Origin of the sequence: Streptomyces varsoviensis (assembly GCF_000718635.1) — a bacterium.
GTDB lineage: Bacteria > Actinomycetota > Actinomycetes > Streptomycetales > Streptomycetaceae > Streptomyces > Streptomyces varsoviensis.
Map to the genome: position 1 here is coordinate 23,118 of NZ_JOBF01000040.1, position 12,266 is coordinate 35,383.

Annotated in this window: 12 protein-coding genes; 8 read left to right on the plus strand and 4 right to left on the minus strand. The window is 72.4% G+C overall.

The window, feature by feature from the left end; all coding sequences use genetic code 11:
* Window positions 1-155 precede the first annotated feature (155 nt).
* The gene (locus tag IF55_RS34395; RefSeq protein WP_030893361.1) at window positions 156-764 is read left to right on the plus strand and encodes a Maf family protein; all 609 of its coding nucleotides are present in this window, start codon (window positions 156-158) and stop codon (window positions 762-764) included.
* Between the two features lie 76 nt (window positions 765-840).
* Here the strand turns inward: IF55_RS34395 and IF55_RS34400 are convergent, their stop codons facing one another.
* The gene (locus IF55_RS34400) at window positions 841-1,230 is read right to left on the minus strand and encodes a hypothetical protein (RefSeq protein WP_030893359.1); all 390 of its coding nucleotides are present in this window, start codon (window positions 1,228-1,230) and stop codon (window positions 841-843) included.
* Between the two features lie 112 nt (window positions 1,231-1,342).
* Here IF55_RS34400 and IF55_RS34405 point away from each other — a divergent pair, with 112 nt between their 5' ends.
* Window positions 1,343-2,128: an IclR family transcriptional regulator gene (locus IF55_RS34405; RefSeq protein WP_048833043.1), complete on the plus strand. Its 786-nt coding sequence runs from the start codon at window positions 1,343-1,345 to the stop codon at window positions 2,126-2,128.
* Window positions 2,129-2,596: 468 nt separating this feature from the next.
* Here the strand turns inward: IF55_RS34405 and IF55_RS34410 are convergent, their stop codons facing one another.
* Entirely contained in the window at window positions 2,597-3,043 is a 447-nt protein-coding gene (locus IF55_RS34410; protein ID WP_106980536.1) for a hypothetical protein, read from the minus strand.
* 413 nt (window positions 3,044-3,456) lie between these two features.
* Between IF55_RS34410 and IF55_RS34415 the strand changes: the two genes are divergently transcribed.
* The 3 genes from IF55_RS34415 to IF55_RS34425 all read left to right on the plus strand — a co-directional run bounded on the left by IF55_RS34415 (window position 3,457) and on the right by IF55_RS34425 (window position 7,021).
* Entirely contained in the window at window positions 3,457-5,226 is a 1,770-nt protein-coding gene (locus tag IF55_RS34415; RefSeq protein ID WP_030893280.1) for an acetyl/propionyl/methylcrotonyl-CoA carboxylase subunit alpha, read from the plus strand.
* Window positions 5,227-5,406: 180 nt separating this feature from the next.
* A complete protein-coding gene (locus IF55_RS34420; protein WP_106980539.1) occupies window positions 5,407-6,003 on the plus strand; it encodes a TetR/AcrR family transcriptional regulator in 597 nt (198 codons plus the stop codon).
* Between the two features lie 166 nt (window positions 6,004-6,169).
* Window positions 6,170-7,021 (plus strand): putative protein N(5)-glutamine methyltransferase, encoded by an 852-nt coding sequence (locus IF55_RS34425; RefSeq protein ID WP_030893275.1) that lies wholly within the window; start codon window positions 6,170-6,172, stop codon window positions 7,019-7,021.
* A 484-nt stretch (window positions 7,022-7,505) separates the two neighbouring features.
* On the opposite strand, the gene IF55_RS34430 is transcribed toward IF55_RS34425, so the two are convergent.
* Complete coding sequence (locus IF55_RS34430; RefSeq protein ID WP_106980537.1) at window positions 7,506-8,489, minus strand: DeoR/GlpR family DNA-binding transcription regulator; 984 nt, start codon at window positions 8,487-8,489, stop codon at window positions 7,506-7,508.
* A gap of 200 nt (window positions 8,490-8,689) precedes the next feature.
* Window positions 8,690-10,138, minus strand: coding sequence for an NAD(P)H-quinone dehydrogenase (locus IF55_RS34435; RefSeq protein WP_030893271.1), 1,449 nt, complete (start codon window positions 10,136-10,138; stop codon window positions 8,690-8,692).
* Window positions 10,139-10,245: 107 nt separating this feature from the next.
* Here IF55_RS34435 and IF55_RS34440 point away from each other — a divergent pair, with 107 nt between their 5' ends.
* From IF55_RS34440 to IF55_RS34450, 3 genes are all read left to right on the plus strand, one after another.
* Window positions 10,246-10,683 carry a gamma-glutamylcyclotransferase family protein gene (locus IF55_RS34440; protein ID WP_030893269.1) on the plus strand — a complete coding sequence of 146 codons (438 nt, stop codon included), beginning with the start codon at window positions 10,246-10,248 and terminating at the stop codon, window positions 10,681-10,683.
* A gap of 65 nt (window positions 10,684-10,748) precedes the next feature.
* Complete coding sequence (locus IF55_RS34445) at window positions 10,749-11,024, plus strand: hypothetical protein (protein ID WP_030893267.1); 276 nt, start codon at window positions 10,749-10,751, stop codon at window positions 11,022-11,024.
* A 164-nt stretch (window positions 11,025-11,188) separates the two neighbouring features.
* Window positions 11,189-12,013, plus strand: a complete 825-nt coding sequence (locus IF55_RS34450) for a purine-nucleoside phosphorylase (protein WP_030893266.1) — start codon at window positions 11,189-11,191, stop codon at window positions 12,011-12,013.
* The last annotated feature ends 253 nt before the right edge of the window (window positions 12,014-12,266 follow it).

The window sequence follows — 12,266 nt, forward strand, 5'->3', positions numbered from 1 at the left end:
ATCACGGTGAATTTCCGATCGTAATCGGGGGGTTGGGCGGGGGTGCGGTCGGCCGGGGGTGCGGGGGGGGAGTGGAGCGGGGTGGGGTGGAGTTGGCGAGTGGTGGTGGGGTGAAGCTGGTCGGGGGGTTTCAGGCGCCGCCTACCATGTTCCCCATGGATCTCAGTCCCTCGCGACGTCTCGTGCTCGCCTCCCAGTCCCCCGCCCGGCTCGGGCTGCTGCGCCAGGCCGGGTTCGCCCCGGAGGTCATCGTCAGCGGCGTGGACGAGGACGCGATCAGCGCGGACAGCCCCGCCGAGCTGGCCCGGGTGCTCGCCGAGGCGAAGGCCGACGCCGTGTCCGTACGGGCCGAGGCCGCCGGCGCGCTCGTCGTCGGCTGCGACTCCGTCCTCGAACTGGACGGGCAGGCGTACGGCAAGCCCGCCGACGCCGAGGACGCCACGGCCCGCTGGAAGGCGATGCGCGGGCGCGCCGGGATTCTCCGCAGCGGCCACTGCGTGATCGACACCGCCAGCGGGCGGCGGGCCTCGGCCACCGCCTCCGCCACCGTCCGCTTCGGCGAGCCCACGGACGACGAGATCGCCGCCTACGTCGCCACCGGCGAACCGCTGCGCGTCGCCGGCGCGTTCACCATCGACGGCCGGGCCGCCCCGTTCGTCGACAGCATCGACGGCAACCACGGCACCGTCCTGGGGCTCAGCGTTCCGCTGCTGCGGCAACTGCTCGCCTCGCTGGACGTTCGCGTCACGGATCTTTGGGCTTAGGGCGCTGCTGGGCTTGGGCCGTCTCGGTGTCTCTGGGGGCGACTGATTGTTCCGTGCCGCCTCTTCCCGCGGTGAGTTACGGCATGGCCCTGCTCAGTTCGCCCAGGGCCTTCTCGGCCCCCTGCGACAGGCCGCCGACCAGCTTCCCGGCGCCCTCGGTCAGCCCGCTCTTCAGCTTTTCGCCGCCCTGATGCAGTTCCTTGGTCGCCTGTCCCGTTCCCTTCGTCAGGCCGCCGCCGACCCCGTCCTCGATCCCATCGGTGACGCCGGGGTAGAGGCTGAACTTCGGCTCCGCCCCCTCCATCGGCTTCGGCATCGGCGCCGTCGGCAGTGGCGCGTCCGGCGTGGGTACGGGCGGCATGGGCGCCGCGGGCCCCGGCACGGCCGAGGCCGCTGAGGCGGCGCCCTGGGCCAGGGAGAGAGCGGAGGCGGCGAGAACGGCGGCTGTTGCGATGCGCTTGATCATGCTTGGTCAACGACGGTGGACGGGTCGGGTCACCGTGGCCTCCGGCGGGTGCCCGGGTCGTGTGCGATTCTGGGGGGTCGGTTCCTCGCCCGTCCAAGGAAAGCCTTCGCCCATGCCCGCGTCCGTACCCGGCCCGCAGTCCGTCGACCGGGCGCTCGACCTGCTCGACGCCGTCGCCGAGGCTCCCGGGCCGGTGACCGCCAAGGCGTTGGCCCGGCGGCTCGGTTGCGGGCTGTCCACCGTGTACGCCCTGCTGGGCTCGCTCACGGCGCGCGGCCACCTCACGCGTTCCGCCGCCGGTTACACGCTCGGTTACCGGCTTCCGGAGCTGCACCGGGCCTTCCAGCGGCAGATGCGGATCGATGACGGGCTGCACGAGGTGCTGCTGCGGGTGCGGCGCGCCGCGGGGGCCGACGCGTACTTCAGTACGTACCGGGATGGCGAGATCGCGGTGCTCGACGGGACGACGGCGATCCATGACACGGAGGCGGTGTTCTCAGTCGGCCAGGAGACCACGGCGCACGCGACCGCTCACGGGAAGGTGCTGCTGTCGGCGCTGCCGCGGTCTGTGCGGCGTCAGTACTTGGCCGCGCGGGGCATGCCGCGGATGACGCCGCGCACGATCACGTCGCCGGAGCGGTTCGACGTGGAGCTGCGGCGGGTGCGGCGGGAGGGTTTCGCGGTGGAGGTCGAGGAGGCGCGGGAGGGGATGGCTTGCGTCGCGGTGCCGGTGTCTGTGTCGGGGGGCGTGCCGGCGGGTGGGGTGGCGGGTGGGGTGGTCGCGGCGGTGTCGGCCGCTCTGCCGCTGGGTGAGTTCACTCGGCGTCGTGAGTCGCTGACGGAGGTTGTGCGGCGGGCCGCGGTGGAGGCTGAGGGGTTGACGATGCGGGCCGTCTGAGTCTGCGGGCGTTGTGGGTGGGTGCGGGGCCGGGCTCTCCGGGGTGGGGGTCCGGGACCGTATATTTACGGGCCGCTCACCCGGCATCCTGAAGGAACCCAGAACTCCGGCCCACAAATACACGTCAGCGTCCCGGACCCCCACCCCTCCGAACCCGGCCCCTCCCGCTCGTACCCGGCCAACCGCCCGGATGGGGTGGGCGGGGGGGTGGGTGGGTGCCTACCGCCCGTCCCCGGCCAACGGTCCGGGTGGGGTGGGTGGGCTGAAGCCTCGCTCCTGCTGGTCCCGTCGGCCCGTTACGCCCGCCCGTACCCGGCCGGCGGTCAGGGGGTGGGTGGGCTGAAGCCTCGCTCCTGCTGGTCCGTCGGCCCGTTACGCCCGCCCGCACCCGGCCGGCGGTCGGGGGTGGGGGTGGGTGGGTGTGGGCTGCTCCCCGCTCGTACCCGGCTTACGGGCGCGCTTCGCCATTCATGCTGTACGTGGGTCCCCCGCCGGTTTCTGTTTGGGGTCGGGGGCGGGGTCGTAGAGGACCAGGCTCAGGACTATCAGAGCCAGTACGGCCATCATGAGGGCGAAGGCGGGCCAGCCGACGAGGCTGATGGCGAAGGCGCCCAGGAGGCCGTGGACGACCGCGCAGGTGATGAGGATGATGCGCGGGAGGGTGCGGGGCGGGCGGTCGCGCCAGGCGGTTCGGGCGCAGAGGAAGGCGCAGAGGAGCAGGTAGAGGGCGAAGACGGCGCCGGCGGCCCAAGCGGCGAGCGTCATGGCGTGGGGGTCGAGGCCCGCCAGGGACATGTCCTGTTTGTCGACGACCTCGCCCAGGAACCAGTTCAGGAAGGCTATGCCGATGGCCTCCAGGACCAGTGCCACGGCTGTTGTCGCGGCGGTCGCTCTGCTCAGCGTTCGGTTCCGCACCCCCGCCGCCCCTTTCGGTGTTGCGCGCGGGTAGCGCCTGGGGTTACCCGCGGTACGTTCGACATTGGGCACGCTACTCATGGGTAAGCGAGGGGACAAGGGTCCCGGCACAAGCGGTGGCGACCGGTGGACAGGCCGGAGGTACGGGCAAAGTTTCCCTCGCCCGTTCGTAGGGTCTCCACAAAGAAACCGCGTCGCTCGGCGCGCACGCGACTGGAGACCTTGACCACATCGCGGCACGACCGGCGCTCCATCGATCCGGGCGTACCGTGGGACACCAGGGGAGTTGGGCTCGTACGGCCCACGTTCGGCCGCCGCCTCACGCTCCGTGTGGGCAAGCTCACCCCCGGAGTCGGGTCGGCACAGAGTGTTGCCAGTACCTAAACTCACCTTGTTTCAAGGAGGGAGCCATCGTGCGCAAGGTGCTCATCGCCAACCGAGGCGAAATCGCTGTCCGCGTCGCCCGTGCCTGCCGGGATGCCGGAATCGCGAGCGTAGCCGTCTACGCCGATCCGGACCGGGACGCCCTGCACGTCCGCGCGGCCGACGAGGCCTACGCGCTGGGCGGTGACACTCCGGCGGCCAGCTACCTGGACATGGCCAAGGTGCTCGCCGCCGCCGCCGAGTCGGGGGCGGACGCCGTCCACCCGGGCTACGGCTTCCTGTCCGAGAACGCGGAGTTCGCCCAGGCCGTCATGGACGCCGGGCTGACCTGGATCGGCCCCCCGCCGCAGGCCATTCGCGACCTCGGCGACAAGGTGGCGGCCCGTCACATCGCGCAGCGCGCCGGCGCCCCGCTGGTCGCCGGCACCCCCGACCCGGTCTCCGGATCGGACGAGGTCGTCGCCTTCGCCGAGGAGCACGGGCTGCCGATCGCCATCAAGGCGGCGTTCGGCGGCGGCGGGCGCGGCCTGAAGGTCGCCCGCACGCTGGAGGAAGTACCGGAGCTGTACGACTCGGCGGTGCGCGAGGCGGTGGCCGCCTTCGGCCGCGGCGAGTGCTTCGTCGAGCGCTACCTCGACCGGCCGCGGCACGTGGAGACCCAGTGCCTGGCCGACACGCACGGCAACGTCGTGGTCGTCTCGACCCGCGACTGCTCGCTCCAGCGCCGCCACCAGAAGCTGGTGGAGGAGGCCCCCGCGCCGTACCTGAGCGACGAGCAGAACGCCGAGCTGTACCGGGCGTCCAAGGCCATCCTCAAGGAGGCCGGCTACGTCGGCGCCGGCACCGTCGAGTTCCTCGTCGGGCAGGACGGCACGATCTCCTTCCTGGAGGTCAACACGCGCCTCCAGGTCGAGCACCCGGTCACCGAGGAGGTCTCCGGCATCGACCTGGTGCGCGAGATGTTCCGCGTCGCCGACGGCGAGGAGCTGGGCTACGACGACCCGGTCCTGCGCGGTCACGCCTTCGAGTTCCGCATCAACGGCGAGGACCCCGGCCGCGGCTTCCTACCGGCGCCCGGCACGGTGACCAAGTTCGAGGGCCCGGCCGGTCCGGGCGTGCGGCTGGACGCGGGCGTCGAGTCCGGTTCGGTCATCGGCCCCGCCTGGGACTCGCTGCTCGCCAAGCTCATCGTCACCGGCGCCACCCGCGGCCAGGCGCTCCAGCGCGCCCGGCGGGCGCTCGCCGAGTTCACCGTCGAGGGCATGGCCACCGCCATCCCCTTCCACCGCGCGGTCGTCGAGGACCCGGCCTTCGCACCCGAACTGGACGGCTCCAGCGGCCCGTTCGAGGTCCACACCCGGTGGATCGAGACCGAGTTCACCAACACCATCGAGCCCTTCGCAGGCGCGGCCGCCGACGAGGACGAGGCCCTGGGCCGGGAGACCGTCGTCGTCGAGGTCGGCGGCAAGCGGCTGGAGGTCTCCCTCCCCTCGTCGCTCGGCATGTCCCTGGCCCGCACCGCCGCGGCCGGCGGCGCGAAGCCGAAGCGGCGCGCGGCGAAGAAGGCGGGCGCCACCGCCTCCGGTGACGCGCTCGCGTCCCCGATGCAGGGCACGATCGTCAAGGTCGCCGTGGAGGAGGGCCAGGAGGTCGCCGCGGGCGACCTGGTCGTCGTCCTGGAGGCGATGAAGATGGAGCAGCCCCTCAACGCCCACCGCGCCGGCACCATCAAGGGCCTGACCGCCGAGGTCGGCGGCTCCGTCACCTCCGGCGCCGTCATCTGCGAGATCAAGGAATGACCCCGCGACGCCTCTCGGGCCCCCGTCGGTGAACCGGCGGGGGCCCGAGGTGTTCCGGAGCGGTCACGTGCCGCCCCGGCCAGTGGCATCCTTGCTGTCATGAGCTCACCGGCGGTGGGCCGCGGTGAGCGGGAGGACGACGCAATGGCGACGGACATGGCGCAGACGTCACAGCGACCCATGCGCGCGGACGCGCGGCGCAACTACGAGCGCCTGCTGGCCGAGGCCCGTACGGCCTTCACACAGCACGGCACCGACGCCTCGCTCGAAGACGTCGCCCGCCGCGCGGGCGTGGGCATCGGCACCCTCTACCGGCACTTCCCCAACCGCATCGCCCTGATGAGCGCCGTCTTCCAGGGCGAGGTCGACGCGCTCCTCGCCCGCTCCCGCGAACTCCTCGCCGCCCCCGAGCCGTGCCGCGCCCTGGTGGAGTGGCTGCGCGCGATCATCGCCCACTCCAGCACGTACCGCGGGTTGTCCCGCGAGCTGATCGCCGCGCAGAGCGACGAGGGGTCCGCGCTGTCGCGGTGCAGCACGCCGATGCGCGAGGCGGGCCGTACGCTGCTGGCCCGCGCGCAGCGTGCCGGGTCCGTACGCACCGATGTCGGCATCGCCGACCTCATGCAGCTCACCAGCGCCATCGCGCTCGCCACGGAACAGTCGCCGGACGACCCCGAGTTGGCCGACCGGCTGCTGATGCTCACCCTGACCGGCCTCCGCGCCCCGGACGCGGGCGGGCCGGGCGAAGGCGGCACGTGCGGACCCGAGCGGGGGTAGCCGTGGGATCTGTCGGGTAATGTGGGTGATTCAGGCAGTGAACACGTCAAGGAGGTGAGACCCATTACCGCTGCGTCAGGCTGGGTGCTCCCTCCGCACGGCCGTACGGTCCACCGGACATAGGTGTCCGCGGGAGCCCCAAAGGCATCCCGAGAGGTCCCTTTCCATGTCGGTTTCCGCGTCCCCTTTTCTGCACACTGTCCCCGCCGCCATCGTCTCCACGCTCCGCGCCGCCGGGTGCGTCTTCGCCGAGGACGAGGCGGAACTGCTGATAGCCACCGCCCGTACGCCCGCCGAACTCGACGACATGGTGCGTCGGCGCGCCGACGGGCTGCCGCTCGAACACGTCCTGGGCTGGGCCGAGTTCCGCGGTCTGCGCGTCGCCGTCGAACCCGGCGTCTTCGTGCCGCGCCGCCGCACCGAATTCCTCGTCGAACGGGCCGTGGCCGCGGTCGCCGGGCATGTGGCCAGTCCGGTCGTCGTCGACCTGTGCTGCGGCTCGGGCGCCGTGGGCCTGGCCCTCGCCGCGGCCCTCGACCGCGCCGGACTCCACCCCGAACTCCACGCCGCCGACATCGACCCCGCCGCGGTGCGCTGCGCCCGCCGCAACGCCGCCGCCCAGGGCGGACGCGGCCGGATATACGAGGGCGATCTGTACGATCCGCTCCCCGCCGGCCTGCTCGGCCGCGTGGACGTGCTGGTCGCCAACGTGCCGTACGTGCCCACCGAGGCCATCGGCACGCTGCCGCCCGAGGCCCGCGACCACGAGCCACTGGTCGCCCTCGACGGCGGCGTCGACGGGCTCGACGTACTGCGCCGCGTCACCGCCGCGGCCCCCCGCTGGCTGGCGCCGGGCGGCTCCCTGCTGATCGAGACCAGCGAGGTCCAGGCGGCGGCCGCCGCCGCGGCGTTCACCGCGAGCGGCCTGACCACCCGGGTGACCACCTGCGACGAACTCAACGCCACGGTCATCACCGGCACCAGACCGCCGAGCGAACGCGCCCAGCAGGGCGCTTGACAGGACGCTTGAGCCGGACCCCTCCGGGGAGGCCGATCCCTTGCGTGGAGGCAGCCGGTCCGGCTCCGCGCCGCCTACTGCCGACCACGGCCGTCCGGCGTCGGGATTCCACGAGCGTTGGGATTCCACGCGCCGCGCGCTGGCGCCGAGGGCGCCTCGGCGGGGCGTGTCGCGCCCCTGCCGCCGACGCGAGATTCCGGCGATCGGCCGGTACTGCTCGGCTGCTGCTGACGACACTCCGGCGATCGGCCGGTACGTGTCGGCAGTCAGCCGGTGGTTTCCGCTGCCGGCGGCCCACCGACGATCAGCCGGTGCCGCTCGGCACTGTCAGCGGCGGTACGTCCGGGGCCCGGCCCCGAGACTCGGCCCCGCGGGCGCCGGAGCCCGCCGTACGCCCGTACAGCCCGTACGCCCGTACAGAGCCCGTACGCGCCCACACGCCCGTACGCGCCCGTAGCAGGCCGACATCCGGGCCGGAGGCCGGCTAGCGGCGGCGGAGGTCGGCGACTCTGCCGGGGGCCGGGTCGCCGACCGCGGCGGCGGCGCGCAGTTGGGGGCCGCCCGGGGCCGGCGGGTGGTTGCGGCGCTGGCCCGGCAGGGGGGCCACGTCCCGCCGGGGCCGGTGCCCCGGCGGAACGGAGTCGCCGCCGCCCGGACCGGCCGTGCCTCCCGAGCCCGATCCCGCGCCGGGCCCGGCGACCGCGATCTGCACGCCCTGGTCGGCGAGCGCCTGGAGCTCCGTCGCGGCACGCTCGTGGTGCGCGGGGGGCTCGTCGGTCACCAGGCGGGTGATCACATCCGTGGGCACGGTCTGGAACATGGTGTCGGTGCCCAGCTTCGAATGGTCCGCGAGCACCACCACCTCGGCCGCCGCCTGCACCAGCGCGCGGTCGACGCTCGCGGAGAGCATGTTGGACGTGGACAGGCCGCGCTCGGCGGTCAGCCCGCTGCCGGACAGGAAGGCGCGGGTGACGCGCAGCCCCTGGAGGGACTGTTCGGCGCCGCTGCCCACGAGGGCGTAGTTGGAGCCTCTGAGGGTCCCGCCGGTCATGACGACCTCGACCCGGTTGGCATGGGCCAGCGCCTGGGCGACGAGGAGGGAGTTGGTGACCACGGTCAGGCCGGGTACGCGCGCGAGCCGGCGGGCCAGCTCCTGCGTGGTCGTACCGGCGCCGACGACGACGGCCTCGCCCTCTTCGACGAAGCTCGCCGCGAGATCGGCGATGGCCGTCTTCTCCGCGGTCGCTAGATGGGATTTCTGCGGGAAGCCGGACTCCCTGGTGAAACCACCCGGCAGCACCGCACCGCCGTGCCGGCGGTCGAGCAGTCCTTCTGCCTCCAATGCCCGTACGTCCCGCCGTACGGTCACTTCGGAGGTCTGGACGACGCGGGCGAGCTCCCGGAGCGAAACCGCCCCGTTGGCCCGCACCATTTCGAGGATCAATTGACGACGTTCTGCTGCGAACACGAAACTGACAGTAACGCCAACGACCAACTGTTTTCAGCAGCTTGCAGCAATTAACGGAAATTGTCCGTAGCGACTACCGAGGGGTGGTATAGGAGAGAAGCCCGATCGGCGGTTCGGCCGAGGCCGGCCGCCGGGGCCCGAGAACTCACACGGCCCGGCCCCACCCCCGACTGCCCCCGACTGCCCCGCCCGCTCCTCGCCTACTCCTCGCGCTGCGTCTTACGAGTGTGCAACTGCCGTGCGACCTCGGCGATCGAGCCCGACAGCGACGGGTACACGGTGAACGCGTTGGCGATCTGCTCCACCGTCAGGTTGTTGTCGACGGCGATCGAGATCGGGTGGATCAACTCGCTGGCCCGCGGCGCGACCACCACGCCGCCGACCACGATGCCGGTGCCCGGGCGGCAGAACAGTTTCACGAATCCGTCCCGGATGCCCTGCATCTTCGCGCGGGCATTGCGCAGCAGCGGAAGCTTCACCACGCGCGCGTCGATCCGGCCGTTGTCCACGTCCGCCTGCGTGTAACCGACGGTCGCAATCTCCGGGTCCGTAAATACGTTCGCGGATACCGCCTTGAGATTGAGCGGAGTGACCGCGTCCCCCAGGAAGTGATACATGGCGATACGGCCCTGCATCGCCGCGACCGACGCCAGCGCGAACACGCCGGTGCAGTCGCCGGCCGCGTACACGCCCGGCGCACTGGTGCGCGAGACCTTGTCGGTCCAGATGTGCCCGGAATCCTTCAGCCGGACCCCGGCCTCCTCCAGGCCCATGCCGACGGTATTCGGAATGGAGCCGACCGCCATCAGGCAGTGCGTACCGGAAATCACCCGGCCGTCCGCCAGCGTGACCTCCACCCGCTCCCCCACCCGCTTCGCGGACTGGGCGCGGGAGCGCGCCATCACATTCATGCCGCGCCGCCGGAACACGTCCTCCAGCACCGCCGCGGCGTCCGGGTCCTCGCCCGGCAGCACCCGGTCACGGCTGGAGACCAGCGTCACCTTCGAGCCGAGCGCCTGGTACGCGCCGGCGAACTCCGCGCCCGTGACGCCGGAGCCGACCACGATGAGCTCCTCGGGAAGCTCCTCCAGGTCGTACACCTGCGTCCAGTTGAGTATCCGCTCGCCGTCCGGCAGCGCGTCCGGGATCTCCCGCGGGTGCGCGCCCGTCGCGATCAGCACCGCGTCCGCGGTCAGCGTCTCCTCGGAGCCGTCCGCCGCCCGTACGATCACCGTCCGCGAACCGTCGGGCGCCTGGTCCGGCTCCACCCGGCCGCGACCGCGCATCACGCGCGCGCCCGCGCGCGTGACGGACGCGGTGATGTCGTGCGACTGCGCCAGCGCCAGGCGCTTCACCCGCCGGTTCACCTTGCCCAGGTCCACCCCGACGACGCGGGCCACCTGCTCCAGCGGCGGCGTGTCGTCCGCGACGATGATCCCCAGCTCCTCGTACGAGGAGTCGAAGGTCGTCATCACCTCAGCCGTCGCGATGAGAGTCTTCGAGGGCACGCAGTCGGTCAGCACCGACGCGCCGCCCAAACCGTCGCAGTCGACGACGGTCACCTCCGCGCCGAGCTGCGCGCCCACCAGCGCCGCTTCATAGCCGCCGGGTCCGCCACCGATGATCACGATCCGAGTCACGTACTCCATTGTCCCGCACCCGCCACGAGGTCTCCGCCCGGGGCCCTCCGTCCGGGCCCTCACCCGAGCGTGCCACCACAAATGCCGTCCCGCCTCACTCCCGTACCCTCAGAACCATGTCGCTCTACGCCGCGTACGCCGGCAACCTCGACGCGCGGCTGATGTCCCGCCGCGCACCGCACTCGCCGCTGCGCGGCACCGGCTGGCTGACCGACTGGCGGCTGACCTTCGGCGGCGAGCAGATGGGCTGGGAGGGAGCGCTGGCCACCATCGTCGAGGCGCCCCGCTCCCAGGTCTTCGTCGCGCTGTACGACATCGCCCCGATGGACGAGGAGTCCATGGACCGCTGGGAGGGTGTCGGCCTCGACATCTACCGGCGGATGCGGGTACGCGTGCACACGCTGGACGGCGAGGAGGCCGCCTGGCTGTACGTGCTCAACGGGTACGAGGGCGGGCTGCCCTCCGCCCGCTACCTCGGCGAGCTCGCCGACGCCGCCGAGTCCGCGGGCGCGCCCCACGACTACGTGATGGAGCTGCGCAAACGACCCTGCTGAGGTGCGCGTACGACCGTACACTCGGCGCACGACGGGGCCGGAAGGGACCGGAAGGGGAGGGCACTATGCCCACGTACCAGGTGTACTTCACCGAACAGGCCGGGGTGGCCCGCGACCGCCTCGACGACCAGCAGCGGGCCGCCTTCGACAAAGGCATCTCGCTGCTCGCCCGCGACCCGTTCCCCGCCCTCTCCCGCCCGATAAGCGCGACCGGCGACGACAGGACCATTCGGCTGACGCAGAACATCCTGGTGGAGTACACGGTCAGCATGGGGCGGCTGCTCGTCTTCATCGTCGAGGTCTTCAACGACAAGGACATTTTCGTACGGGACGCGGACTGAGGGGGGCTCGCCCGGCGGCGAGCCCCCCTCACGCGACCGGCCGCACCCGGCCGGCGACCTCCAGTCCCCGGCCCCCGTACCCGTCCGCACCCATCCGCCCCCTCCGCACCCCTGTCACCAGCGACATCTACGCGCGTAGGGGATTTCCGGCTACCCTCGTCCGCGTGAACGCATCAGTTACTCCGGAGATCCAGGGCGACGACCCCTACGCCGCCGCCGACGCCGCCGCCGCACGCCTGCGCGAGCTCACCGGCGCCGAGACCCACGACGTGGCCCTGGTCATGGGCTCCGGCTGGGTACCCGCGACCGACGCGCTCGGCACCGCCGAGCACGAGTTCCCGGTCACCGAGCTGCCCGGCTTCCCGCCGCCCGCCGTCGCGGGCCACGCCGGCACGATCCGCTCGTACCGGATCAAGGACAAGCGGGCCCTCGTCTTCCTCGGCCGCACGCACTACTACGAGGGGCGGGGCGTCGCCGCCGTGGCGCACGGCGTACGGACCGCCGTCGCCGCCGGCTGCAAGACCATCGTCCTCACCAACGGCTGCGGCGGGCTCCGCCAGGGCATGCGCCCTGGTCAGCCGGTGCTGATCAGCGACCACATCAACCTCACGGCCACGTCCCCCATCGTGGGGGCCAATTTCGTCGACCTGACAGACCTGTACTCGCCGCGGCTGCGGGCCCTGTGCCAGGAGGTCGACCCCAGCCTTGAGGAAGGCGTGTACGCCCAGTTCCCCGGCCCGCACTACGAGACTCCGGCCGAGATCACCATGGCCCGCGTGATCGGGGCGGACCTGGTCGGCATGTCCACCACCCTCGAAGCGATCGCCGCGCGCGAGGCCGGGGCCGAGGTGCTCGGCATCTCCCTGGTCACCAACCTCGCCGCCGGCATGACGGGCGAACCCCTCAACCACGAGGAAGTCCTCCAGGCCGGCCGCGACTCCGCCGCCCGCATGGGCAGCCTCCTGGCCAAGGTCCTGGACCGCCTGTAACCACCGGTGGGGTGCGGGTTGTGGTGCCACGTCCGTGGGCGGGTGCGGGGTCGGGGCCTACGGGGTGGGGTGGCGACGTGTGCGGGTGGGTGCGGGGTCGGGCCCTACGGGGTGGTGTGGCGAGGTGTGTGGGTGGGTGCGGGGTCGGGGCCTACGGGGTGGGGTCCTCCACCGCATATTTACGGGCCGCAAACCCGGCATCCAGCAGTGCCCCGGAACTTCGGCCCACAAATACACGTCAGCGTTCCGGACC